Here is a 25,539-nt window from a genome sequence, read left to right as displayed (position 1 = left end):
ATGCAACATGATGGGGGGCCGGTGACGACTGTTCTTGTGGCAGGTGGAGGTCATCTGATGGACGAAAACGACATCCGCGGATTTGTCGCGGAGGTGAAGCAGGGCACGCTGTCGCGACGCTCGTTCATCCGGACCATGGCTGCAGTCGGCATCGCCGCTCCAGTCGCGAGCCAGATCCTGCTCTGGAACGACGTGGCGATGGCGGACGCTACCCTTGCCTACAAGCCGACGAAAGCCGGCGGCGGCGGTCCACTGAAGATGCTGGTCTGGCAGGCGCCTACCCTGCTCAATCCGCATTTCGCGCTCGGCACCAAGGACCAGGTCGCCTCGCGCGTCTTCTTCGAGCCGCTCGCGGGCTGGGACAGGGAGGGCAACCTCATCCCCTGCCTCGCCGCCGAGATTCCGACCAAGGCCAATGGCGGCCTTTCCGCCGACGGCAGGAGCGTGATCTGGAAGCTGAAGCAGGGCGTGAAATGGCATGACGGCAAGCCCTTCACCGCCGACGACGTCGTCTTCACCTGGGCCTACGCCGCGGATCTCGCCACCGCCGCCTACACCACGGGGTCCTACCAGAACATCACGGTCGAGAAGATCGACGACCACACCGTCAAGGTGATCTTCAAGGCGCCGACCCCGTTCTGGGCCGACCCGTTCGTCGGCTCTGTCGGTCAGATCCTGCCGAAACATCATTTCGGCGACTATGCCGGCGCGAAGTCGCGCGATGCGCCGGGCAATCTGAAGCCGGTCGGCACGGGTCCCTATACGTTCGTCGAGTTCAAGCCGGGCGATCTGCTTCGCGCCGAACGTAATCCCGACTATCACGTCAAGAACCAGCCCTATTTCGACACGTTCGAGATCAAGGGTGGCGGCGATGCCGTCTCCGCGGCGCGCGCGGTGCTGCAGACCGGCGAATACGACTATGCCTGGAACCTGCTGGTGGAGGACGAGATCCTCAAGCGCATGGAGGCCGGCGGCAAGGGCAAGGTGGAGTTCACGACCGCCGGCGGCATCGAGTTCATGATCCTCAACACGACGGATCCTTCGATCGAGGTCGATGGCGAACGTTCCAGCGTCAAGACCAAGCACCCGACGCTGTCCGATCCGGCCGTGCGACGAGCGATCAACCTGCTGATCGACCGCGACGGGATCCAGAAATTCATCTACGGCCGCGCCGCCGTCGCAACGGCGAGCTTCGTCAACCAGCCCACTCGATTCAAGTCGGGCAAGCTGAAATATGAGTTCAACGTCGACAAGGCGAACAAGATTCTCGACGAGGCCGGCTGGAAGATGGGCGCGGACGGCATCCGCGAGAAGGACGGCAAGAAGCTCAAATACGTCTTCCAGACCTCGACCAATTCCCCACGACAGAAGACGCAGGCCATCATCAAGCAGGCCTGCCAGAAGGCCGGCATCGAGATCGAGCTCAAATCGGTCACCGCGTCGGTGTTCTTCTCGTCGGACGTCGGCAACCCCGACACCTACTCGAAATTCTATTGCGACATGGAGATGTACAACGCTACGCAACCGCAGCCGGATCCGGAGCGATTCCTGAACCAGTGCGTCTCCTGGGAGGTCGCCAACAAGGACAACAAATGGCTCGGCCGTAACGTCTCGCGCTGGTCAGATCCAGAGGCTGACAAGGCCTACAAGGCCGCGCAGCAGGAGCTCGACCCGATCAAGCGCGCAGCGCTCCTGATCAAGGTCAACGAGATCTTCTGCGAGGCCAACGTGTTCCTGCCGCTGCTGTCGCGTTACATCGTCGGCGGCGCCGTCAACAGCCTCGTGACTGATATCTCGGGGTGGGATGTCACGACGTGGAACTTGGCGAGCTGGTATCGGAACTGACACAGCAGTCCATGGACAGGCCCCTCACGCACTGCCCTGCCGGCGCTCGATCTCCGTATTCGTCCGGAATTCGCAAGATGCAGCGCCTGCCCTAGCGTGAAGCCAGGATTGACGCCTCGACTGCCAAAAATTTGGGCATCTTGTCTTCCGGGTTCCGAGAGGTTAGCTTCGATCCTATTTCTTCGTTCATTTCCGGTGGCTTAGGATGCGGATCGTCCTCACAATTTTGGCTATTTGGGTTCTGCTCAACATTCTGTTCGTGTTGCTCGTTATTCGCCCGCGCAAGCCTCTGCCGACGTCTCGCGCGAAAACGCTCTCGCCGGCGGTCATCGAGCGCAGCCAGAGAGAAGCAGACCAGGACGAACCGCTCTTGCTTCGGCACGTCATCGTTTCCGTCGCGATGGGCGCTTTCTTCGTCCTCGCGCCGCCGCTCATCGCGCTCGGCGATACGATTATGCGCTTCTTTCGGAAGCCGCCGCCCAAGTGAAGCCGGGGCTGATTGGTGCTCCCCTGCTGATCCGCCTCAAGATGCTGGCTCAATAAGCTTCCTGGAACAGCACAGCCGAGGCCGTGCGCGCCATGATCTTGAGATCGAGCCAGATGCTCCAATTGCCGACGTACCAAACGTCATACTCGACCCGTTTTTCCATCAGGTCGATCGTCGGCGTTTCGCCGCGGAATCCGTTCACCTGAGCCCAGCCCGTCAGGCCCGGCTTCATGTGATGGCGATAGACATATTTGCTGATCAGCTCGTCATAGTAGTTGTCATGGGCGAGCGCATGCGGACGCGGCCCGACCAGTGACATGTCGCCCCGCAACACGTTCCAGAGCTGCGGCAGTTCGTCGATACTCGTCATGCGAAGGAAGCGCCCGATCCTGGTGATCCGCGCATCCCTTCTGGTTGCCTGCCTGATCGTCTCACCATCCTCGCAGACCGTCATCGTGCGAAACTTCCAGATCTCGAACGGCTTGCCATTAAAGCCGCGGCGTGACTGCCGGAAAATGATGGTTCCAGGGGAATCCAGCTTGATCAGAACGGCAACGGTCAGCACCAACGGCGTCAGGAGCACCAGCGCAAACAGCGCCACTCCCACGTCGAGACAGCGCTTTTGCAGCCGTTCGAAGATGCTGAGGGGCGGTCGCTGAATCTCGATCGCGACGCTTCCGCTGACCGGGAGAAACGGACGGGCCACCAGATCTGCGATCGGATCGTCGGGCAACAGGCGTATCGGCTGCGGCACAGCGCGCAAATAAGGCCCCAGCTTGCGCAGCAGCGGCAGCTCATTCCAGTCGATCGCGAGCAGATATTCGTCAACATCGGCCGAACGCGATTGACGGATGACGTCGCGGATCGCTCGCTCCCAGTGATCATCATCGCAATCGCCCCCGAGGACAAAATGGCGAACGACATCAAAGCCGTTCCGCCGCAAATCCTTGAAGCGGCTAGAGGTGAAATCGAGCGGCCGCAGACTCAGCAAGATCACCTTGCGATCAACCAGACGACTTCTCGCAAAGCTCGTACCGAACACGGCCTGCCAGACGAAGCGGAGACTGATCAGGCCGGTGCCACCGATAGCAGCGAAGACGAGGACAGTTCCTCGGGAGAGGTTGTCCGTCGACTTCAATAAGAAGGCCACGACGGCCAGGATGGTCAGCGACGTCAACCAGATGAAGAGCGCCTTTCGAAGCTGCCAGACCAGATTGAGCAGTCGGTGCGTCGCATAGACATCCCGAAAATAGGCGACCGTGACGAAAACGACTCCGACGAACAACCCGGCTCCTACCGACACGCCATCTGCGGGTGAAGCAACTGCTGCACCGTAGAGGGACGCCCCAATCACATAACTCAGCAGGATCAGCAGGAAATCGGCAGCTATGATCACGATCTGAAACGGTCTCTGAAGAGCACTGCCGCGCGCGGACAACAGCGCATGCGCGCCTTCATAACCGTAAGTTGCAACAGCCATTCGAACCTCTGCGTGTCGAGGAGTGCCTGACGCTCATCGTGATGCTGAAAGACTCGCCTCATCCCCGCGCGACAAGGTGTTGAGTGATCGCAGCGAGATTGTGGCGCCGCACGCAAAACTTTCGCGACGCAAGGATTGAGTGAGTGTATTTTGATTGATTTGCAACTGAGCAAGCATTTGTCACAACGTCGACACACGAATGCGCTGGTTGCCGCATTTCCAATCAAGTTCCGCTTCGAAATTACGCGCACACAGATGCGTAGATGCGCACGTCAGGCAACTGCGCTCGGCGAACAGCCGTCAGTTACGAGAAGTTCATCGGATTGCCATCTGAAGGTGCATCACGACAAGAGAGCGTCGGCATGCAACTCTGCCATGAATTTTGCTTCAGCATTGCAGCTGGCGTGGACTTGCCGCAGTCGTCGAGCGCGACGAAGAACCGATTCGGCAGAAAAGCTGCGCCGTTCGCCAAGTGCAACCTGGCAGAGAGAGCCTGGCACATTTCGGGACGCTCGACTTGGACGCAAGCCCTGCGAGAGCTGATCGTCTTAGAGGTTCTCTTACACCGATCAACGACACGCATGTTATGTCGTGGCAGTCGAAGGCCATAGCTGCCGAACGACGCTTAAAACCCCGAGGTCTCGGAGCGCGAACGACGCCTTAATTCGCCAGGCGGCCCCGCACCGCGATTTCGAAGTTGGACATGCAGGTTTCGAGACTGCGACCGGGGCTGTCATACAGATTCTTTGCCAGGTCGCGAAGACGCGTATGGGAACGTCCTTCGATTTCATCGAGGTCGGACGCGATATTTTCCAGCGCTTGCTGGAGACGCCGCAGATCGGAAAAATGAAGTTCTGCTCGGCCCATAGATTGCCCCACGCGAAAAACTCGGCGAGGAATCGAGTCTCGATGGTCTAGAGGGATTCGACATCCGGCAGAAACGGGACCGCGAAGGACAGCACCTTCGATTTCGGCATGTCGTTGCCCCAACCGCCCCCTCGCCAAGGGAGATAAAAAGTCGATTTAAATAATTGCCAATGTTGTTGATTTTTTAATCGCGGTCAATACCGAATTAATACGGCTCATTATATAGGCAAGGATACGGTCCAAGGGTAGATTGCTCGCGGCCCCCTGCAAGCCTGTGCCGAGACGGAGCGAGCCTGCCATAGCGCCGCCTCCGGGAGGCAGGTCCCTCTCTCAGTCTCACGATTGCACGGAGCAGCGAAGACCGCCATTTGCCGCCGCTAATGTCACGGTCACCATCCGATTCTTTCGGACCGCGAACTCGCAGAGTTTTCGGCTTGTCTCACCCCGTCTGACCTGCAGACCGGCCGTGCCGGTCGGCTGCTGAATAACGAGGCTGCTGCGGGTGCCGAAATCGAGCATCGTTTCATTGAGGACCAGCGTGTCGCCGACGGCCAAGCTGGCAAAGCTTTTCTTCACCTCGACGAAACCTGTTTCCTCGCGCCAGTCACACCCAGCCAGTCCAACCGCGAGCGCAGCCAAAACGGCGCAAGTAAGCTTCAGCCTCATGACTCCGGCGGCGTGAGGCTTCGGATGAAGAGCTTCAATCCTTCCGAGGCTCCCCGCACGTCACCGGCGAGATTCCGCACCACCCTGACCATCTCGTCAGCGTTCTCGACCTCCAGCACCTCGGAAGCATAGTCGCCCCGGGTCTGGACGGTCTTCAGGAGCTGCGCAAATTCGCCGCTGGCCTTGGCCAAATCGTCCGTCGCTTTCACCATTTCGGCAACGTTCTGATCCCAGCGCTTCTGCAGGGCCTGCCGTTCGGACGGCGTGAATTTGGTGTCGTTGTGCATCTGCTCCTGCTTGGAGCGAGCATATCCCAGCGCGCGGGCACCAAGCTTCGCAATCTCGCCGTTGTCCGCGACCAGCCCCAGCGTCTGAGAAATCAGGGCCTGAAGCTCCTCGACCTGCTGCTTCGCAGCGTCGGGCCTGGACAGGGATTCGATCGTTTTCGCCTTTTCCTCAATCCTCGCGTTCACCCCTTCGAGGCTCTTGCGGACATCGCCCAGCTGAGTGCGAAAATCGTTGAGCGGGGTGGAAGGGGCCGCTGCGGACGCCGGTGACGACGGTCCGTTCTCTGCGGCGCGCACCGGGATTGTCGTGACCATGGCAGTGCACAGCAACGCGGCACAGATGGCCCCGCGCAAGGACAAGCTCAGCTGTCTGGGGGTGAACAAATCAGTCATCGCAAACCTCCAGGACCGTTAGCAAACCAATTGAACATCCGGCGGCCCGACCAGCGAGTGCCGATCATCCATGCCGATCGCAGCGCATTACCACCAGAAATAGGGAAATACCCGATACTTCAGCCGCGGATTACCGTAGTAGCCAGGGCCCTCATATGGGCCGTAAAAATTGCCGTCCCCATAGACCCAGCGTGCGACCGGCTTGCGGACCGGGGGACGATAGCAGCGCCCGCCCTCGTCGCAGATCACTTTGACTTGCTCGACCGCCAGATTGGAATGAGGCACCGCGGTTTGAGCCAGAAGCGGCGCCGCGGACGCCACACCTGCCAGCATCATCGAAAGACCGGCGATTGCTCCAGCCAGTTTCAGCATTGTCTTGCCCCTCGGATCCGCCCGATTCAAATTCCACAGAGTTAATAGTCTTAATAGTCTCTTATCCGCAGGACAAGGCCACAAGGCCGGCCCTGGGCCGTCTGGCTCTCGCCGAACCGCCGTTGCGATCTATCTGCCACATCGGCCGCCGATGGGCGGCGCGGCAGCCCCGGGGAATCAAGGCTAGCCGGGGCGGCCAGAGGGATGACGAGCCAGTTCGTTGGAGGCGAGCGCCGCCGCCCAAGGACATTGCTAACCAATTCCGTTTGCCATGCGAGGAGCGGTCGCGCTTGCACTGATTTCCGCTCGATGAGTTGGATGCTATGTCTGGGCTCAATTCAAACCGCACCCCAATCCCGGCATGGCCTTTCCGTCAACTTTCCGCAGTCGCTCTTGCCTACGGCTCATGGGCCTTGCGACACTGCTATTGTCCCTCCCGATCGCCATGGCCCCCCGGAGCCAGGGACAAGAGATCGGCCGCCTGTACGCGACCAGACCGCCGCCGGGATATGCCTTCATCAGGGTGACCACATTGTCCGACGGGGATCGCCCTCAGGTTCAGGTCAATTCGGCGGATCTGCAGATCAACGAGGCCACAGGCGCGAGCGCCTATCGTGCCGTTCCGGGAAAGAAGCCGCTCAACCTGGCCGTCAACGGCTCCACGATCTCGAAAGATGTTGTGCCGGGCGCCGAGGCCTATCTCACCCTGGTAATCTCGAAGACGAACTCGAGCTGGGCCGTCCAGTCCATCGACGAGGGCCAAAGCTCCGGCGATGGCCTGAAAGCCAAGCTGCGCTTCTTCAATCTCGTACCCGGGTGCACGGCCACGCTGAAAATTGCGGATGGACCGACGATCTTTCAGCAAACTCCGTTTGCCACCGTACAGTCTCGCACGATCAATCCCGTAACCGCAAAGCTCGAAGGCGCCTGCGGCGAAGCCAACGCGTCCCTGACGCTGCCTCAGCTGCGCGCCGGCGATTACTACAGCCTATTCCTTCGCAAGGATTCCGAACGGCTTCGTCTGACCGGTCAATTGGATGAGACCGAGCCCTATCGAGAGCGCTAGGCCGCACGCCGATGGTGTTCGTCAGCGACTCCTTCGTCTTTCTTTTTCTGCCTGTATTTCTGCTCGTCTATGCGATCGTCCCTGCCCGCTTCCGAAATGCCTCGATCCTGCTGTTCAGCCTGATTTTCTATGGCTGGTGGCGGTTCGACTTTCTCCCGCTCCTCATTGTCATCGCCTGCTGGTCGTGGGCGACGGGCCTCTGGATCGTCCGAAGCGCAGGAAGAGAACGTCGGATCGCGCTGCTCGCCGCCATCCTTGCGCCTCTCGCGAGCCTGATCTGGTTCAAATACGCAAACCTGCTCGCTGAAAGCCTGCTGGCTCTGGGAGCGCCGATTGGACATTGGACGGCGGTGCCTTTGCCAATCGGCCTCTCGTTCTTCGTCTTCGGCGCCATCTCCTATTCGGTGGACGTCTTCAGAAAGACCGTCGCCGCCGAGCCAAGCCTGGTGAATTACGCCACCTATCAGGCCATGTTCGGCCATCTCGTCGCAGGTCCCGTGGTGCGCTACCAGTCGGTGGCGGAACGACTGACGTCGCGCTCCTTCGATCTTTCGGAGTTCACCGAAGGATGGCGCCGCTTCATGCTCGGTTTTGCCCAGAAGGTGCTGCTCGGAGACACGCTCGCGCCGCTCGTCGATGCCGGCTACTCGCTGCCGAACCCTGGCATGGCCGATGTCGCCTTGACCGTCACCGCCTACACGCTGCACCTCTACTTCGATTTTGCCGGCTATAGCAGCATGGCGATCGGGCTGGGCCTGATGGTCGGTTTGAAGTTTCCGGAGAATTTCGACGATCCCTATCTGAGCAAATCGATCACCGAATTCTGGCGCCGTTGGCATATCAGCCTGTCGAGCTGGCTCCGCGATTACCTGTACATACCTCTCGGCGGAAACCGCGTCGGCACGGTCCGCTCCTATTTCAACTTGCTGGTGACGATGGCCCTTGGCGGCCTCTGGCACGGCGCAAGCTGGACTTTTCTGGTCTGGGGCATTTGGCATGGGCTGGGGTTGATCGCGGCGCGGCTCTGGAATTCGGCCGGTGCGCCCGCCATCTCGGCACTCGTCTCGCATCTCCTGACAATGATTTTCGTCATGATCGGTTGGCTGCTGTTTCGCGCTCAGGACTGGCAGGTGGCCCAAACGATGATGTCGGGACTGCTGGGATTTAACGGGCAGTCCTTTTCGTCGCCGATGATCGCGTCGGCGCGGCCGACCGAACTGCTGACGCTCTGCCTCGGTCTGTTCGTGGTCTACGCGCCGGCGCTGCCCGACCACCCGTTGCGGCGCTACGTCGCGCGCCCACCGTTCGAATTGGCACTGCTCTTGTGGCTCTGCGCCTTATGGACGATGCAAAGCCGCACCGTGATTCCGTTCCTGTATTTCCAGTTCTAGGGAGCACGCGCGATGATCAGGGCTCTCCTCGTGCTCGCAGTGATCTTCTCAGGACTGGCCGCGGTGCTGACCAGAGGCCACGACGCGCTCGGCGAAGTGCTGAGAACGACGACCGTGAATGATCTCACCAACGGCCAATTTGCCCAGCACATCGACAAGGCGATTTTCAATGCGGTGCCGCGGAGCTCCACACTCGACGGACTGGTGATCGGCGCGCAATATCGCCTGCTGCATGATGCAGGCCGCCAGGTTCACGCGGGATGCGGTGATTGGCTCTATTCGATCGAGGAACTGAGGGCCGATAGATCTGACGCCGACTACATGAAGGCGCGCGCAGAGTTGCTGCCCTATCTCGTGCGCTCGGTGTTGCGGCTCGGCACTGCCCTCGTGATCGTGCCGGTCCCGGACAAGGCCGAGCGGGTCGAAGAGCAATTGTGCGGCATGCGAGCGCTTCAGTCCCGGAGTCGCGATCACTTCCGGGAGGAGCTTGCGCGCATCAACGGCGCCATCATCGTCGATGTGAGACCGGATTGGCCCCGCCCGGGCTACTGGCACCAGGATACGCATTGGGATCAATCGGGTGCCCGATTTGCAGCGGACAAGATCGCGCAAGCGATCACGGTGACGATCGGACCCGGCGGCGACAGGGTTCGACTGTCCGAAGGCACCTGGCGCAATCGGACAGGTGATCTCGCCCGGCTCGCAGGCCTGACCGAGGCGCCGATCCGGCTGGCACCGGCGCCCGAGCAGGAGCGCGACGTGAAGGCCGAGATTGAGCGCGGCGGCGGCTTGCTTGACGATGCCGAGGACGCGTCCGTCATTCTTGCCGGCTCATCCTTCTCGCTGAACTCGGCATTCGCCGACTATTTGCAGGTGGCCCTGTCGCGAGAAGTCGCACAGGTCAGCGAGCCCGGAGGCGGCTTTGCGGGAGCTTTGCTGGGACTGCTCGAAAAGAACCCGAGCGGCCTGGCAAAGGCCAAGGTCGTCATATGGGAATGGCCGATGCGATCGTTGACCGCGCCGCTCACCGATGCGGAGCGGCGCTTTCTCGAGCGGTTGCGCAAACAGGCTGCGCGATAGACCGTTCAGCCGCACAAACATTTCGGGGCGATGGACGTCAACGCCAGAAAGCAAGAAGGCCGCCTCACGGCGGCCTTCGCGTATTGAGAATAGTTTCGCGTCGCTCAGGCGAGCCGCACGTTTCCGGCAGAACGGCGGTAGGCAAGGAAGCCGACGCCGAGGAAGCCGAAGATCATCATTGCCCAAGTCGAGGGCTCCGGAACGGCGGAGATCGTCGTGGAGAGGAACATCTCTCCGGTCAGATCCGGGCTCGACCAGATCCACTGCGCGCTCGTCGAGATATTGCTCAGCGGCTGGCCACCGTTGTTGTTGGTCCAGATGTTCGAACCACCATTCGTGCCGTAGCTGATCGGGGTTCCCGACGGCGCAGACCAGTTAACCGCTCCACCGGTGGCGTCGGACGCGCGCCAGTTGGTCGTGTTGGTCAGGAGGGATTGGGAGCCGTTGGAAAAGACATAGTTGCCGGTCAAGGAGAACTGACCAAGGAAAGCATCAGGATTGCCGCCGGCCATGTTGGCCGGACCAAAGAAATTGTCACCGACGACATGAAGATAGTAAGTGCCGGACGAGAGGTTGGTCGAGAACGAATAGGTCGTCGGCCAGTTGTTTCCCTGCGTCAGCAGCGTGCCGATAGACGAGTCGTTCGTGCTGATGTAGACCGAGAACTGGTTGTCGGCGGTGAGATTACCCGTCAGCGTCGCAGCCTGGGATGCCGTTGCACCAAGTCCGGAAAACGCCAGCGCGAAGGCCACAGCCACCACGGATTTAATATTCATCAGCTCACCTCCCTTTAATTAATTAAATTTTAATTGACGGTAATCCATAGCGCCTGATGCACCTCCCTGTCAATCGAGCAAAAACCAATCAGACTAAGTATTAAGTCACGAGCTGATGGCCTCTTGGCGCCGGGCCAGTTTCAGCTATCGTTGCCGCGAACCGCCAAAACAGCCCTGACTTGCATGATTTTTGCCCAGCCTGCGCCGGACGCACCGGTTTTTTCCCCCATCAGCAGCCGTCTGATTAAATTCAAAAAAATCGTGGCGGCGACAGGCCTCCTTCTATGTCTCGCGGCGATGCCGGTTCAGGCCAATGACGCCGTCGTGGAAGGCCGGTCCAACTGGCTGTTCGCGGGTTGGGAGAGCCTGACGACGGCAAAACCGGAGGCCGAAAGGGCCTCGCTCCGGCTGATCTCGGAAACGGCAACCCTGCTGGCCGAGAAGAACGTTAAATTGGTCGTCGTGGTGGTCCCCCTGAAGCCACGCTATTACGAAGCCCTGCTCCCCGACGGCGCAGCCATGTCCGACCTCGTGCGGGCACGCTACGACCGGCTGCTTACCGGGCTGCGTGCCGAGGGCATCAAAGCTCCCGACGTCCGGGACGCGCTCCGAACCGTGCTGGCCGCAAAAAAAGAGGTGTTTTACCGCACCGATTTCCACTGGACGACTTTCGCGGCGGAAGCCACGGCGGATCTGGTCGCCGATATGATCACGACCGAGGGACCGCTGCCGGGAAAGCCGGGCACCGGAGCCCCGCTGGGCGAATGGATGAGCGACCGGCACCTGGGCGATCTTGCCGCCAACTTCCTGCCTCCAGAACGAAAACGAGCGATCGGGCCCGAAGCCTACGTCATCCGCGCGGCGGCTCCCCCTGCAGCCGGGCTGCTCGACCCAGACCCGTCTCCGGTCGCCGTCGTCGGCAACAGCTTCGTGCAGCCCTATTTCGGGTTTCCGCAGCGCCTGTCCAACAAGATCGACCGGCCCGTCGCCTTGAAATGGAATCCCGGAGATGTCGGGCCCTGGGCGACGCTGCTGCAATATCTCCAATCGAGCGAATTCACGACGGCCTCCGTCAGGTACCTCGTCTGGCAGTTCAACGAAGCGCAAATCCAGAACGGGCCCGACGCCGTTGGCGAATGGGCACCACAGAGTATTTCCACTTCTGCCGCGTGGCGCGGCAAGGTTGCAGATGCCTTAAAAAATCGATGAAAAGCTTAATTTTCTCTGATGAGCGGCCTGCTACCTGAAACTGCAGAACAATTATCGAAGCAATTGCGCAACACACCGCGGAAAATCATGACTTTTGAAGGCCTTGTTGCGGTCGGAGATCAAATTCCGGTTCCGCCAAATCGCCCCCTCCGCTAATCTCTGGGACGTAAGTTTTATCCGCCTGTTGGGGGCCATGTTTATTTGGGGTGCTGAACGTCCGGGACGACGTAAGCTGCGGGCTGCCATCGGCGGTCTTCTGCTTTCGCTTGTCTTGGGCTGCCCGGCGGGCGCCCAAAGCGCTGACCCGGATCGTCCGCTCGAGGGCGAAGCCTACACCTCTGCCGAAGAGGCCTATAAGGCGTTTGGACAAGGCAACTATCAAGCGGCCGCGGCGCAGGCTGCTGCATCGGTCGCGCTGCGGCCCGACATCCTCCGCTTGCGATTGCTGTTGATCGACTCGCTGGTTGCCGCAGGAAATCTCGCATCGGCTGAACAGGCGACTGCGGCGGCGCTTGCGACCTTCGCCTCGAACCAGGAGCTCGAGTCCCGGCAAGCCAGCATTCGCCAGCGCCTTGCACAACAGCCGGCTGGCGAGGGCTACAAGGCGCTCGAACGGGGTGACACGAAGGCCGCCATACGTGCCGCTCGCAAGGCCGTGGAGTACGGACCGGACGTGATGTCCTATCGGCTGCTCTTGCTCGCGGCCCAACTCGCCGACAACAGCCTTGCAGGTGCCGCCGAGACCGCATCGGAGGCGATCAAGCTCGATCCCGGTAACTACGTGCCGGTGGTCTGGCGGGCTTATATCTACCAGAAGCTCGGCAACCGGACCCTCGCCGCCGCCGACTTCAATGCGGCACTTGGTCTGCCCGATCTCACCGACACCGAGAAGAAGCAGATCCGATTGATTGCGGCCGACGCAGCCCTTGCGTCTGGCGACGCTCGAGCGGTCCAGAGCCTGCTTCAACCCTATCCCAAGACGGACCCGCTGGTCGTCACACGGATCGGCGACGCTGATGCCGCTGCCGAAGGCAAGGCGACGCTGAAGGGCGACGGCAAGCTCATGCCGATGCCCGTGCAGGATTGCCGCGATACGCCCTATGGCTCGGTGTGCAGTCTGCAGGCGCCGCTCGTTCAAAGCGTTGCCACGCCCATCGACAAAAAGGCCGAGGGCATTGAAGCGGCTGGAAAGGCCTACGAGGCCAGCCGGGCCAAGAACTACGGCGTAGCGATCGAGGAGGCCAAGAAGGCGATCGCGGACGCGCCCGAGATCGCCAGCACCCGGCTGCTGCTGATCAATCTGCAGCTCACGGCCGGCCGGCCCGCCGAAGCTGAAGCCACAGCCAACCGTGCGATCGCTGACGGCCTCGCCAATGCCGAGATCTACGCGCAGCGCGGGTTTGCACGGAGCCGCAACGGCAATGACCGAGGCGCGATGGCCGATTGGGAGACCGCACTTGCGCGAGGGCTTCCACCCGAGCAGGTGCGGAATGTCCGTCTCGCGCTGGTCGACACCGCGCTCAAGACCAAGGATCTGCAGCGAGCACTGCGCTCCATTCCGCGCGCAGGCCTTGACTATGAATTCACCATCCGGCGCGCCTACGCTTATCAAGGCCTGGGACGGAAGGAAGAGGCCTTGCGGGACTTCAGGTCCGCTGAGCGCCTGTCGCTGACCAACGTTCAGCGGGATGGCGCCATCCAGGCGCAGATCAACACGCTTCTGGAGCTGGATCGGAAGCCCGAAGCACGGGCGATCTTCGATGCGGCAATCGCGCGCGGACAACTCCGGTCGATCAGGGACGCGGACGTGGCATATATCGGCGTTGCGGTCGGCAACGATAAGGTGGCGCTGGAGCTGTTCGATCGCGCGAAAGCCAATGGTGCACTTCCTCCCCGGGCGACCATCGATGCCGGGTACACGGCGATGCGGCAATTCCAGAATCCGAAGGCCGTTGCCTATCTGATGGAAGGCATCGATGCGAAGGCGGACGGGCGCATCAATATCGACGACCAGAAGCTGTTCGAGACACGGCGGACGGTGGCGGATCTGACACGCGTCTGGGGGGTCAATAGCTCGATTTCCTACGGCAAGGTTGGATCGGCTCCCAATCCCTTCCTGACCATCAACTCGCCGGCAAGCACCTACACCTCGCAGTTGGGATCCGAGATCTATTACCGGCCCGAGGAATTCGGAAACCGCAACGGCGCGCTGTTCGAGGTTTTCGGTCGGGTATTCGAGACACTGTATGACCAGGCTGGCGGCCCCACCGGACTGCGCACGACCCAGGGCATGGCCGGCGCGCGGTGGAAGCCGTTCTCCGACCACAACCTCGTCCTCGAGGTCGACAAGCTGTTCCGGCTCGGCGACGCGGCGCGCGATGATACGCTGCTCAGAGCAGCCTATTCCTACACGGTCGGGACCGACTTGCGGGCGATCGATACTCACTGGCCGACCTGGTACATCTACACGGAGGTCGACCGCTTCTTTGAGAAGACGCAGCTGGTCGGGCTGTTCGAGGGACGCTTTGGTCACAGCTTCCGGCTGGATCCGATCAGCAGAAACCTGGTGTTCTTCCCGCACGCCGTCATTGCGGCCAGCTACGACGATTCATTCGCAGTTCGCGACGCTTACTCCGCCGGCCTCGGCGGCTCCATCCGCTACTGGTTCGGCGAGACAAAGTATATTGCGCCTCCCTCTTATTGGGAGCTGACGTTGCAATACCGATTCAGGGTTGCCGGCGACAAGCGCGCCGAGGGCATCTTCGCGCAGACGTCCATCAACTATTGAGCAGCCGTCGTCTGAAGGCGCTCGCTCAATTGGGGCGAGTCGTCACGTCCGTTACTTTGCGGAATGTGCTTTTTTGCCTATCGAAGCCGCAATCGACCGGCCCCGAGCGCGATCTGATGAACCAGGCAATGATTCGTCTTCCAAGACCGCCCTCGGGCGGTCCTTGTCTGGTCGCTGGTCTTATGCGCCAAAGATCCACACGATTCCCGTGGTGATCGCCCAAAGCCAAGCAACCATCCCGACCACGAGTGACGTGACGTAAAGCGAGCGCATCTTCCAAATCCTTAGTGACGATCGAGGCGCCAGGTATCCGCCTCGAGGACACGCTGCCTGAGCCGCAAGACTTCAAGGTAGCGCTCAGCAATAGTTTCTCCGACCGGAGGCCGCTTTGGCACCCGCTTGGCCTTCTTCAATTCACGGGGTTTCCGTCCCTTCGGAAAAGCACCTTTCATGAAAATCTCCAAGGTCTAACAAGAAGCAAAACGTGTACCAATGCATTGAACCACAACGACCGAAGCAATGTTGGTCACGCGACGTGCAGCGTGGTTCGATCAACGTCCCGTAGACCCGCTCAACATGCAAAAAATTCCAAGCCAAGCAAACAACCGCAGCAACACCACTCCACGTGGGGAACGCAGCGCACGAAAATTCGGGCGTACGTGACGAGATTCTTGCTGTGGTATTGCGATGAAGCCTAACGCCCTGGCTGAGTTTTCGTCAATTCGATTCTGGTCAACGACGCAAAATGCATGTTGGAAATGAATGGCCGTTTATGAAGATGAACAAAGTCGACGACGTTGATCACGTGCGAGGGCTGCAAGGACTGCTCGGACTGAAGCCTGCTTGCTACGAAAGTTGAGTTCCGCGAGATGCGCGTGACCAAGCACGCCTGCGTCACCAAGCTCCGAATGAGGATGCGGCAAATAGCCCGGACGTCCGTTGCCTCACTGTCATCAAGGCATCGGAACCGTCGTGCGACGTCTCCCTCACTCTAAGAAAAATGGGAGCTGTCTCTTATGTTTCGTAAAATAACTGCACTTTCCATCGCAGGATTTCTGGCCCATGCGGCCCCTGCGTCAGCTGACGTGATCAGCAATCCGACCAACACCGACAGCTTTATGTACCTCTCCGGCGCTTCGGTCGGCGGTCAGCAAACGCAATTCGTGGGACAGACGTTCACCGCTTCGACGACGGGCGCACTTACCGATTTTCGGTTCACGCTGAACAGCTCGACCATCCCTTCGCTGTATGGCGCGGTGTACCTGTGGGACGGCTCCAAGCCGACCACTCTGCTCTGGCAGAGCCCCGTCGTGTCTGGCGCAGCCGGCCTTCTCGACTTCTCTCCCGTGGGTGCCAACGTCACGCAAGGCCAAACCTATGTTGCGTTCCTGAGCACCTACGGAATCGCCAACGACAGCGGCCTCGCGACCGTTGGGGATTGCTTGTCGTTTGGCGCCTGCAACTCCAACGCAATCCCCAACCTTGGCAACATGGTGTGGGCCAATGTTCTTGCCGACGGTCCCAGCTGGACGTCCGTGACCTTCAGGGACGCCGCCTTCTCGGCGACGATCACAAGCCCCGTACCCGAACCGTCAACCTGGGCGATGATCATCCTCGGCTTCGCCGGCTTCGGCTTGCTCGCCAGCCGTCGCAAGCAGGAAGGCGCACTCGGCGCAGCTTGAGCTCTTGCCCCGACGCATGTCGCACGGAAGACCGCCTTGGGCGGTCTTCTTTTTGTCCTCAGAAGAATGGCGACCAGGCTTGGTGATTTCCAACCGAGACGACCAACCAGCGCAAATTTAATCGAGGAGCACCCGAAACCGGGCCCCCGCGGCACAATATGACCAGGGGTTCACACACCGTACATATAAACAAGGCGGTCTCGAATATTTTAACACCGTCTTAGTGTTACACGTTGACCGCGCTACGAAATCGGCTTACGCCGAAAACGCGAGTTAAAAGAAATTAAATCAAAAAATACCAACAGGGCAGAAAATGAAGATTAAGAACATTGTCTTGGCTGGCCTGGCTGCTACGCCCATCCTCTGGAGCGCGCCAAGCCAGGCTGCGCTTGTCTATAGCTATTCGACGAGCGGATGCTTCACGAGCGGACCGAGCTGCACGGCCGCCGCGACTGCCTCGACTGGCGGAGCGGTTCACGGCGAAGGCGGGCTCAACTTCAAGGGAACGACGGCTACGAACAAGTCGGGGCCGAGCCTCAACCTCGGCAGCATGTCGCTTCAGAACTTCCTGTTCGACGACCCATCGGCAACGACGTTCGACCTGAAGGTCTCGTTCACATCGCCGACCGGCGCCGGCTCGAGCATCTTTACCGCGGACCTCGTCGGCCTGATCTTCTTCGGCCTGGGCTACGTCGAGATCGATTTTGGCAAGCCTCAGACGATTAAGTACGACGGCGGTTCGTTCAAATTGGCGATCGATGACATCTATCTATTTTCGCTTGATGCCAAGGATCCGATCACCGGGCACCTCTCGGACGTGACGTCGAACCCGCCTCCCGTCGCTGGCGCGGTGCCCGAGCCTTCCACCTGGGCCATGATGCTTCTGGGCTTTGGCGGCCTCGGTTTCATGACCTATCGCCGCAAGCGGGCGATGGCGACCGCTACAATCTGAAAGGCTCTCAGAAGGCATGCGAGCCTGACTTCATCGCGCGATGATCTGCGCAGTCCGGCACGAACACACAACGCTCCTTGATGAACTTAGCTAGCGCCCCAGCTCCGATCCGAACTCGGAGCTGGGGTCTTGTGTCTATGCCAGACCCCATTGGCTGCAGGAATTGGATTGCTGGCAGGATCGACTTTTCGTTCGAGCTCATGACGGAGCGCGCAGCAAGCCTGGATGGCACGCCTTAGCCCAGCCCCGACACCCCGCGGATTTCGACGGTCAGAGCCCCTGGGAAATTGACGACAGTGAACGCATGGTCATCATTCTCACTGGCGGGTGGACCGCGAAGCATGCGCCTCGAGCAACCGCTGTCTTAACCGCAATACTTCCAGATATTGCTCCGCGATACTTTCTGGAGTCGGCGCCTTCTTACGAATGCGCTTCGGCTTCGTCGTCTCGCGCGGCTTCCGTGCCTTCGGCAATATCTCTTTCATGAAAATCCCCGCCCAAAAAACCAAGCAGACTGGATCCGAGCAGATCGATTGTCCGCTTTCCCTGCGTTGGTCACAGGCCGATGCAAAGGAGTTCGATCAAGGTTCCGTGACACTCTTCGTACCGCGAGCTGCAAAACGTGCCCAAGCATCAATGCTCATGTGCTCGCAACATGAACACGGCGCCTCAGCAGCGGGATCGCGGCTACCAGGCAGCTCCGAAAAAGTTTCGCATAAGCTAGAATCGGGGACAGCCGCCGACAAAGCGCAACACACGTTGGCCAATGAATATCGTGCGCATCGCCATGGCTCGATACGTCTCGCCACGGCTTTCGACAACGAGAGTACGAGCGCTGGGACATGCATGTCAGAGGGCAGAACCGCAACACCAGAGGCGCGCGCTTCAATCGCGCTGAACGTCGAGCCGGCGCAAGCGATCCCAGACGACGCAAATGCTCAAGATAGTCGCCGCGGCCACCCCATTCACGCAAAACGCGCCGTATTCCGGCAGGCAATTCAGACAGGTTCCGACGATCTGCATGGGCAAGCTCCCGAGGCCGTGAGCAGCTTACGCCACCCCGAGGGCCTGTCCAAGCCGGGAAGATTACCGGCTGTCTGCGCTCGCAGTTGAGCTGGCCAGCGTTCAGCTCGCAAGAGCTCTCAATCGGCGTCCTCGGCGCAGCACTATTGCGATTCCGAGAAAACCGAAGATCAGCATGGCCCAGGTGGGCAGCTCCGGCACCGCGCCGACCGCGCTCAATTCAAGGGTCCCTAGCTCGCCGGGAGAATAGAGCGGCCCGGAATCGCCGCTTGTCGTCGAGGTTGGAGGATTCGGCAGGAAGGCAGAGAAGCCCGGGCTCGCATCGGGAAACGGAGGAGGAAAAGTGGAAAGCGCGGGATCGTAGGAGAACAAATTGCCGTAGTTTCCGGTCCCGAACGAAAACAGGATTCCGTAGAAGGAGAAGCCTCCCGCGGCAGGATCGAACTTATTGTCGACCACGAAGAAGGGCAGATTGTTGGAATCCACTGGGGAAGCAACGATGCCATGGATTGCACCGCCAAATCCCGCAGCAAGGCCGGTTGCGAGAACCGTCCCGGTAATGTTTTGGACGTCATGCGTGGCGTTGTCGTACGTAAACTGTCCCTGAATGACGTAGGAATCGCTCTTGAAATTGAACTGCTCGGTCACGACGCCGGCGTTGGCGGATGTCACCGCAAGCATGCCGCCAAGCAGAGCAGCCGACGCAATCTTCAAAATGTTCACGAACTTGTCCTCGTCAATTGAAGCGGGAATGAAAACAGCTTTGCCGGCGAGCCCTTGCTGATCGTCGTCATCCGCCGAGGCGAATCGCAAAGGCCAGCCGCGGGAGAGCACTCTCGCGTCGCTAGATCTGTCTTGCTGGGATTTTCGGGATATTGAATCGAACGCTTACTGATTCGTGACAAAATATAGCCGAATCGACAATCCGCCGCGCGCGAGAAATGCCCCTGCCAACCGGACAAGCCGACTCACGCGCCAGTGCGATGAAGCCTCCGAGATCGCAGTCCGATCAAGACGCCGACTTGAATTTTTCCATGCTCAAACAGATGGTGGCCGCAAACCGGTTCGGACGGTCTTCTCCAAAATCCGGCATCGACAGCTTGGCAAAATTGGCCAGGGCCTGCGCGGCGGGAGCGGCTTCAGCGCTGATCGGTTCGGTCAGGGTCGAATCACGCTCGACTGCCTCGTCTGCCGCGTTGAGCGCGGCGAGCAGCACGCTCGTGATCGAGTCAGGCAACATCACATGTCTCCGCCAAAGGTTGCGCGCCGCAACCTCCCATATCATCTCGGCCAACGAGTCGACAGATCGACTCCCAAGCGGCGGAGGGATTTCTCGGTGGCGTGACATCGTTGCGTCAGGGCGCGACAACAAGTAGCAGTCGCTCGCCCCTGATGAGATCGCCTCAATGGGAATAAAAACCCTGCTCGCCTATTCGCAAGGCAAGACAGTTCGGCTCGGCCGACACAGATACATCGACTCTACCAACTCGACCCTGTGGAAACGGCCCGTACGCCCTTCAGCGCGCATTCCTGCTACTGAAGGAGCGCCAAGAAAGATCAGGCGGACGCCAACTCGCGCCTGCGGCGATAAGCAAGCGTGCCGATCCCGAAGAAACCAGCGATCATCATGATCCACGTCGAGGGCTCGGGAACAGCCGACGAGAAGAACTGCACTTCGCTCAACATGATCCAGGGCTCGTAGCCCAAACCATTATTGCCCAACGCCGCATTTTCGTAGAAGCCGCTAACGTCATCGACGAAACACATCGGATCACATACCTTGCCTGCGTTTGGTCCGACGACGTGATTATCCCGGTAGTTGATACCGTCCTGCTGCAACGCTCCCCGCTCGAGCGTCAGGCTGAACAATGAACTCGAGGACAACGAGCCGAACCCGCTCAGCGTGATCATGGCCGTAAACGGATTGAGCAGGGTTTCCGCCATGCTCGCTGCTACGGACTTGCCATCGACATTCAACAGCACATTTTGCGGCGCCGCGACCAGACCGTTGAGATTCCCAATGGCAGGGTTGTTGGCTGCAACATAGAGGTTGATCGAACCAACCTGACTGCCGGGCTGCAGGTGAAATACGATGGTCGGATCCTGGTATTTCCACCCGACATACTGGGTGGGCTGCCCGTTCAGATACGTACCATTCTGAATCGTTCCGGTCGCACCTGTCACCAATGAATAGACCTGAGTTGCGATCGTCCCGTCGGCCAAAATGCCCTTGCCACCCGTTAGCAGTGCATCCTTGGGCGCAGCATTATTAGGGACCGGCTGGTTCGAGCCATTTTTGCCGGCGTTCGGGTCAACCGTATGCGTCACGTTATTCGTGTAGCTGAAGTCGAAATAGTTTGGGCCGAACGTGTACTGCGTCGCCCCATTACCATTGTTCATGTCATAGCTCGTCACCGTAATCTCAGAGGCCAGGGCCGACGACGAGGCGAGGCAGGCGGCAATGAAAGCGATGGATGAAAATGACCTAAACGACATTCCAATTCTCCGGCTGGCCCGACGATTAAGTTGGGACCATTTAACCTGCTATTTATCTTAGATTTTACCGTTTGTCGTCATCAATGATGGAGGTAAGCCCAAAATCACTCAACTGTGCGTGGCAGGGTTAACGTCAGCGCACCCGCCACAGCGCCGCCATCGTGCGGGCTTAGTCGCTTCGGAGGTGATTTGGGTTCAACCCTGCGTCCCACGCTACGCAAACCCCGGAACGCTGATTAAATCGAACTCGGCACAGCTGACCTCGCCAAAAATCAAAAGCCGCCTGGCGGCGGCGCAGAAAATTCTGGCTCGGAGGATCGCAGACAAAAGAAAAGCCGCTTTGCAGCGGCTTTTCCAAGATCAGGTCAGTCGTTTGGTATTAGGCCAGACGAAGCGAGGACCCAGCGCGACGGCGATACGACACGAAGCCGACGCCCAGGAAGCCGAGAACCATCATCGCCCAGGTAGCGGGCTCCGGAACGGCGGTCACGAGCGGGCCATCGCCAGAGCCGGTGTAGTGGTGTGTCGCGGACGCGCCGGGATACGTCGCGTTGAAATCATAGGTGTAGGACGTCGGATACTGGCCGGGCGGCAGGCTGAAGGCCGAATAGGAGAAAGTTTCCGTAACCGAGCCGGTGTTCTTGTTCACGTTGACCGTCATCGGGCCGACGACCTTGACGTCGCCGTTGCCGTCGAGGAACGAAACAGTGCCGTCATACTTTTCGAGGTTCTTCGGACCCGTGTCGTAGGTGAAGGTCAGCTGCAACGAGAAGGTCGGGCTACCGCCGGCCGCAACCGTGGTCGGGGTGACCGTGAACGAGTCCACAATGACCGACGCATCGGCCTGGCTGGCCGAGAAGCAAATCAGGCTCGCAGCGGCAATAAACAAAGACTTAAATCGTGTCATTTTCGACAACTCCTCCGACCTGATGGTCCACAATGTCTGGTGGGTGGAACTGTTAGCGGCTGGTTAGGGGCAACGCAATATCAATCTTCAAATAAATTCGATTAAGTTTTTAGCAGAATAAAGCCATTATTTAATCAATCATCGATCGCGGTGAGATCCCGATCCAAATTCCTCAGGAATTTCATTGCTTGGGGACTACGGCGCCGCTGCCGGCTCAATTAACCAAGCCGGGATTTTAAATGGAGCGGCGTTGTTGCGCTGCATTCACATTCCGCAGAAGCGGGCGAGAATCGGCCTCCCGAGGGCCGCTGAATAAGCTCAAAACGACGAATCGGCTGTAATTAATTCATCGGGTGATATCAAGCGAAAGAGCCTCGAGAAAATGCTCCGCCTTCGGCGGGATCGCTCATTCCGGCTTTTGGCGGTCCGTCCGGACCCATTCTGATGCCCGCCCCCGCGCAAGACCTCGAAACAGGCGCAACCGCTGCGGGATCTGACTCATGACCGAGAGGACTTTCCCACCCGGCAGGACATCACGGCCAAATCTGCTCCAGGCGAGCATGATCGAGACGGCAAGCAAGACGAGGTTGAGAAAAGCCAGCGCCGCCGGAAGCGGGTCCCCCGTAAGCAAACCGAATGCAGTCGCGACCACCAGAGCACCGCCCGCGATCATCACCAGCAGCGAGAGCGGAGGCACCAGCAGATCGAGCGCCAGCGCCAGCAGATCGACATTTCCCCTGACGAGGGTGGTTGCGAGCAGACGCGGGACGTAATCGGCGATCGTGGCCAGATGCCCCTGAACCCAGCGCTGCCGTTGCGTTTCAGCGCCGCGCTCCGTCGCGGCAAATTCGCTGGTGACGCGAACCGAAGACAGAAAACAGGCCGGACTGCCCGAGAGAGCCAGATCCAGTCCGAGCTTCAGGTCCTCGACGATGTTGCCGCTCGCAAGCGGCGCAGACCGGATCACGCTCCAGGGAAACATCATGCCAGTGCCCATGAGCTGTACCGGACGCCCCAAGAAGGTCAGGCCGAGCGGCCGAACCCAGTTCTTCAGACGCCAGGCGAATTCGGCGACGCGCTGGCTATCACTGGGAGGCTCCGGCGCAGTCATGAGGTAGAGTGCCTGAACTGGCCTCGCCCGTTGGCTGCAGTGGCTGAGCACTCCGGTCACAAAATCGGACTGCAAGCGGCAGTCCGCATCCACGAAGAGAACGAAATCCGGCGGATCGTTCGCCAGATGCCCCACGGCCCAGGCCATCGCGTAACCCTTGCCGCGCTTGTCGGGTTCGTTCCGAACGAGGACCTGTGCCCCGTGAGCTGCTGCCACGGCCGCTGTGTCGTCACTGCAATTGTCCGCCACCACGATGAGGCGGTCGCGCTCTCGCAACTGAGGCACGATGTCTCTCAGCGTCGGAATGATGCCGGCACTCTCGTTGTGAGCCGGGATCACCACTGCGACCGTGCCCGCGACGAGGCCGCCGTCGGAGGCTGGCTCGTGGCCTGGCGCAATCGCTGCCAAGACCTCGACGAAAAGCGTGAGCGTCGGAATTAACGCCAAACCGATTATGAGGGTCAGAAACACCATCTGCCGTTGATCATTCAGCCGACTGCGGGATAGTCATTGGCGCACATCCAACCTTGCGCCGAGGAACTTCGATGGAAGGCTGTATGAGTGCCTTCAGGTCGGCAAAACTACAAGCAGCCTCGCCACCCAGTCAAACCGGTCGGCCGAGCAGCGAAAGCAGCCCGAGATCGAACCGATGAAAATTGCTTATCTGGTTAATCGGTATCCTGCCATCAGCCACAGTTTCATTCGCAGGGAAATTCTCGCGCTCGAACGCCAAGGTCACGAGATCCTGCGGATATCAATTCGGGGAGACGGCACAGATCACCTCGGCCCCGAAGACCAGTCGGAAGCACAGAAGACACGCTTCGTCCTCCAACGCGGCACCAAGGCCCTTCTTCTCGCTTTCTTCAAGATGCTGGCGAGCCGACCGGCCGCCATGTTGAAGGCACTGGCACTGGTTTGGAAGCTGGGGCGACGCGCAGAACGGCCGCTGCCTGTGCACTTCGTCTATCTGCTCGAAGCGTGTCTCGTCTCCCAGTGGATCACCGCTGAAAAGGCCGAGCATCTCCACGCCCACTTTGGGACGAACTCGGCTGAAGTCGCCATGCTGGTTCATGCATTGGGCGGGCCGCCCTGGAGTTTCACTGTTCACGGCCCCGAGGAGTTCGACAAGGCTCAGTTCATTGCCTTGCCGGAGAAGATCAGGCGCGCGAACTTCGTCGTTGCGATCAGCTCCTTCGGACGCAGCCAGCTTTTCCGACAGGTGGCCCACGATCAATGGCACAAGATCAGGATCGTGAGGTGCGGCCTCGAGCCTTCGTTCTACGGACACACCGACGTCACCTCCCTCCCCGCGGCCTCTCGGCTCATTTGTGTCGGCAGGCTTTGCGAGCAGAAAGGCCAGCTGCTGCTGCTCGAGTCGGCCAAGCAACTCATGGACACAGGCGTCAAGTTCGAGCTCGTTCTTGCCGGCGATGGCGAGATGCGTGGCGAGCTCGAAAGGCTGATCGACGCCTACCAATTGCGATCCGTTGTGAAGATCACGGGCTGGATCGAGAGCGCCGAGGTCCGAGCACAGATCCTCGCCTCCCGGGCCCTGGTCTTGCCCAGCTTTGCCGAAGGACTTCCCGTCGTCATCATGGAAGCGATGGCGTTGCAACGCCCGGTCATCAGCACGTTCGTTGCTGGCATACCGGAGCTGGTTGAGCCCGATCAGCACGGATGGCTCGTATCAGCTGGAGACGTCGATAGCCTCACCGCCGCGATGCGTGCCTGCCTGGAAAGTCCTGGCGAGCAAATTCAGGCGATGGGCGCGAAGGCTCGAATGAAGGTGCTTCGCTTCCACGATATCGATCGTGAGGCGGCCCGTCTGGCCGAACTTTTCCAATCTGCCGGGAAGGCACCCGCGACTGCTGCCTAGGTTGAAACCCGTCGCGGGGGGACTCTCGCTGGTCGCCGAAGAGGTTCGCGGGTCCGGCCTCCCATTATTCCGCGTGAGGCTTTCCGCAAGCTTCCAGAAACTCGACACTGCCTCCAGGCGTATCGTCACAAAATATCCCAACGACAAGTCGCCCTGTCCTCCACGCCATGGCGTCGAGATTGGTCTTGCCCTTGGACACGACCGGACCACGCTCATCGGCATGATGTCCATGAACCACATGACGCCTGCCATGCCCTAAACTGAACCCTTTTGGATATCGCTTCCAAAGCAAGGTCTGCTCGCGCTGCTGATTGAGCGGGACTAGCGGGTCCACGCCGGCATGGACAAATACCCGGTGCGTGTCCGCATAGATGGTCGGCAGCTCACCGATCCATTGCAAATGCCGCTCGGGAATGAGGCTTCGAATCGAATCGCCCGCACGAAATTCGCCATACGACGCCAGCGTCGCGTCACCACCATTCGCGAGCCAGTACTCGCTCTCAACGAGATTGTTGCACGCCTCCCACATCATCGCCTCGTGGTTACCCTTGAGAGGCACGAGCCGCAGGCTCGGAAACGGCCAAGCCATCAGCAATTCGATCACCTCGCGGCTATTGGGTCCGCGATCGACATAGTCTCCGAGGGTTACGACGCGCGCATCTTGGCCACCAGCGTGCTCCAGAATCTGCGACAATGCCAGGTCAAGCAGATCGAAGCGGCCGTGAAGGTCCGGAATGGCGTAGGTCAGGGTCATGCTCGCCTACAACGGCGAGCACCATGCCGCC

The 25,539-nt window shown here is 59.9% G+C and carries 21 protein-coding genes and 2 pseudogenes; 11 read left to right on the top strand and 12 right to left on the bottom strand.

Going from position 1 to position 25,539, the window contains the following annotated elements:
- Positions 1-57 precede the first annotated feature (57 nt).
- Positions 58-1,845, top strand: coding sequence for a peptide ABC transporter substrate-binding protein (locus tag ACWAT4_RS09150; RefSeq protein WP_449730406.1), 1,788 nt, complete (start codon positions 58-60; stop codon positions 1,843-1,845).
- A 205-nt stretch (positions 1,846-2,050) separates the two neighbouring features.
- Entirely contained in the window at positions 2,051-2,332 is a 282-nt protein-coding gene (locus ACWAT4_RS09145) for a hypothetical protein (RefSeq protein WP_212303825.1), read from the top strand.
- 49 nt (positions 2,333-2,381) lie between these two features.
- Here the strand turns inward: ACWAT4_RS09145 and ACWAT4_RS09140 are convergent, their stop codons facing one another.
- The 5 genes from ACWAT4_RS09140 to ACWAT4_RS09120 all read right to left on the bottom strand — a co-directional run bounded on the left by ACWAT4_RS09140 (position 2,382) and on the right by ACWAT4_RS09120 (position 6,397).
- A complete protein-coding gene (locus ACWAT4_RS09140) occupies positions 2,382-3,812 on the bottom strand; it encodes an undecaprenyl-phosphate glucose phosphotransferase (RefSeq protein WP_212427238.1) in 1,431 nt (476 codons plus the stop codon).
- A gap of 660 nt (positions 3,813-4,472) precedes the next feature.
- On the bottom strand, positions 4,473-4,679 hold the full coding sequence (locus tag ACWAT4_RS09135; RefSeq protein WP_212427237.1) for a hypothetical protein: 207 nt from the start codon (positions 4,677-4,679) through the stop codon (positions 4,473-4,475).
- A 336-nt stretch (positions 4,680-5,015) separates the two neighbouring features.
- Positions 5,016-5,345 (bottom strand): hypothetical protein, encoded by a 330-nt coding sequence (locus ACWAT4_RS09130; RefSeq protein WP_212427236.1) that lies wholly within the window; start codon positions 5,343-5,345, stop codon positions 5,016-5,018.
- Entirely contained in the window at positions 5,342-6,025 is a 684-nt protein-coding gene (locus ACWAT4_RS09125) for a hypothetical protein (RefSeq protein ID WP_449730405.1), read from the bottom strand. The genes ACWAT4_RS09130 and ACWAT4_RS09125 overlap by 4 nt, the downstream gene beginning before the upstream one ends.
- A gap of 87 nt (positions 6,026-6,112) precedes the next feature.
- Complete coding sequence (locus ACWAT4_RS09120; protein WP_212427234.1) at positions 6,113-6,397, bottom strand: hypothetical protein; 285 nt, start codon at positions 6,395-6,397, stop codon at positions 6,113-6,115.
- A gap of 445 nt (positions 6,398-6,842) precedes the next feature.
- Here ACWAT4_RS09120 and ACWAT4_RS09115 point away from each other — a divergent pair, with 445 nt between their 5' ends.
- The 3 genes from ACWAT4_RS09115 to ACWAT4_RS09105 are packed head-to-tail and all read left to right on the top strand — an operon-like array spanning position 6,843 to position 9,934.
- Positions 6,843-7,463, top strand: coding sequence for an alginate O-acetyltransferase AlgF (locus ACWAT4_RS09115; protein WP_449730404.1), 621 nt, complete (start codon positions 6,843-6,845; stop codon positions 7,461-7,463).
- Between the two features lie 11 nt (positions 7,464-7,474).
- Positions 7,475-8,854, top strand: a complete 1,380-nt coding sequence (locus ACWAT4_RS09110) for an MBOAT family O-acyltransferase (RefSeq protein ID WP_449730403.1) — start codon at positions 7,475-7,477, stop codon at positions 8,852-8,854.
- Between the two features lie 12 nt (positions 8,855-8,866).
- Entirely contained in the window at positions 8,867-9,934 is a 1,068-nt protein-coding gene (locus ACWAT4_RS09105) for an alginate O-acetyltransferase AlgX-related protein (RefSeq protein WP_449730402.1), read from the top strand.
- A gap of 104 nt (positions 9,935-10,038) precedes the next feature.
- On the opposite strand, the gene ACWAT4_RS09100 is transcribed toward ACWAT4_RS09105, so the two are convergent.
- Positions 10,039-10,710: a PEPxxWA-CTERM sorting domain-containing protein gene (locus ACWAT4_RS09100; RefSeq protein WP_212446825.1), complete on the bottom strand. Its 672-nt coding sequence runs from the start codon at positions 10,708-10,710 to the stop codon at positions 10,039-10,041.
- Between the two features lie 183 nt (positions 10,711-10,893).
- Here ACWAT4_RS09100 and ACWAT4_RS09095 point away from each other — a divergent pair, with 183 nt between their 5' ends.
- The 5 genes and pseudogenes from ACWAT4_RS09095 (at position 10,894) to ACWAT4_RS09075 (ending at position 18,454) form a co-directional block, all read left to right on the top strand.
- Positions 10,894-11,919: an alginate O-acetyltransferase AlgX-related protein gene (locus ACWAT4_RS09095; RefSeq protein WP_449730401.1), complete on the top strand. Its 1,026-nt coding sequence runs from the start codon at positions 10,894-10,896 to the stop codon at positions 11,917-11,919.
- 193 nt (positions 11,920-12,112) lie between these two features.
- Positions 12,113-14,707, top strand: coding sequence for an NfrA family protein (locus ACWAT4_RS09090; RefSeq protein WP_212446823.1), 2,595 nt, complete (start codon positions 12,113-12,115; stop codon positions 14,705-14,707).
- 1,016 nt (positions 14,708-15,723) lie between these two features.
- Positions 15,724-16,389 (top strand): PEP-CTERM sorting domain-containing protein, encoded by a 666-nt coding sequence (locus ACWAT4_RS09085; RefSeq protein ID WP_212427227.1) that lies wholly within the window; start codon positions 15,724-15,726, stop codon positions 16,387-16,389.
- Between the two features lie 850 nt (positions 16,390-17,239).
- Positions 17,240-17,341, top strand: a pseudogene (locus ACWAT4_RS09080) (PEPxxWA-CTERM sorting domain-containing protein); the annotation flags it as partial.
- Positions 17,342-17,767: 426 nt separating this feature from the next.
- The gene (locus tag ACWAT4_RS09075; RefSeq protein WP_212446821.1) at positions 17,768-18,454 is read left to right on the top strand and encodes a hypothetical protein; all 687 of its coding nucleotides are present in this window, start codon (positions 17,768-17,770) and stop codon (positions 18,452-18,454) included.
- A 12-nt stretch (positions 18,455-18,466) separates the two neighbouring features.
- Here ACWAT4_RS09075 and ACWAT4_RS09070 read toward each other — a convergent pair whose 3' ends face one another.
- The 5 genes and pseudogenes from ACWAT4_RS09070 to ACWAT4_RS09050 all read right to left on the bottom strand — a co-directional run bounded on the left by ACWAT4_RS09070 (position 18,467) and on the right by ACWAT4_RS09050 (position 23,352).
- Positions 18,467-19,198, bottom strand: coding sequence for a hypothetical protein (locus ACWAT4_RS09070; protein WP_212446820.1), 732 nt, complete (start codon positions 19,196-19,198; stop codon positions 18,467-18,469).
- Between the two features lie 175 nt (positions 19,199-19,373).
- Positions 19,374-19,604, bottom strand: coding sequence for a hypothetical protein (locus tag ACWAT4_RS09065; protein ID WP_212446819.1), 231 nt, complete (start codon positions 19,602-19,604; stop codon positions 19,374-19,376).
- Between the two features lie 317 nt (positions 19,605-19,921).
- Complete coding sequence (locus ACWAT4_RS09060; RefSeq protein ID WP_212446818.1) at positions 19,922-20,860, bottom strand: PEP-CTERM sorting domain-containing protein; 939 nt, start codon at positions 20,858-20,860, stop codon at positions 19,922-19,924.
- A gap of 379 nt (positions 20,861-21,239) precedes the next feature.
- Positions 21,240-21,347 (bottom strand): annotated as a pseudogene (locus tag ACWAT4_RS09055) (PEPxxWA-CTERM sorting domain-containing protein); the annotation flags it as partial.
- An 826-nt stretch (positions 21,348-22,173) separates the two neighbouring features.
- Positions 22,174-23,352: a glycosyltransferase family 2 protein gene (locus tag ACWAT4_RS09050; protein WP_212446817.1), complete on the bottom strand. Its 1,179-nt coding sequence runs from the start codon at positions 23,350-23,352 to the stop codon at positions 22,174-22,176.
- A 175-nt stretch (positions 23,353-23,527) separates the two neighbouring features.
- Here ACWAT4_RS09050 and ACWAT4_RS09045 point away from each other — a divergent pair, with 175 nt between their 5' ends.
- The gene (locus ACWAT4_RS09045) at positions 23,528-24,754 is read left to right on the top strand and encodes a glycosyltransferase (protein ID WP_212446816.1); all 1,227 of its coding nucleotides are present in this window, start codon (positions 23,528-23,530) and stop codon (positions 24,752-24,754) included.
- 64 nt (positions 24,755-24,818) lie between these two features.
- Here the strand turns inward: ACWAT4_RS09045 and ACWAT4_RS09040 are convergent, their stop codons facing one another.
- Positions 24,819-25,508: a metallophosphoesterase gene (locus ACWAT4_RS09040; RefSeq protein ID WP_212446815.1), complete on the bottom strand. Its 690-nt coding sequence runs from the start codon at positions 25,506-25,508 to the stop codon at positions 24,819-24,821.
- Between the last annotated feature and the right edge of the window lie 31 nt (positions 25,509-25,539).

The organism is Bradyrhizobium sp. T-1 (assembly GCF_053592855.1).
The sequence above is the reverse complement of the archived record's forward strand: the minus strand, read 5'-3'. Positions and strand labels throughout refer to the sequence as shown.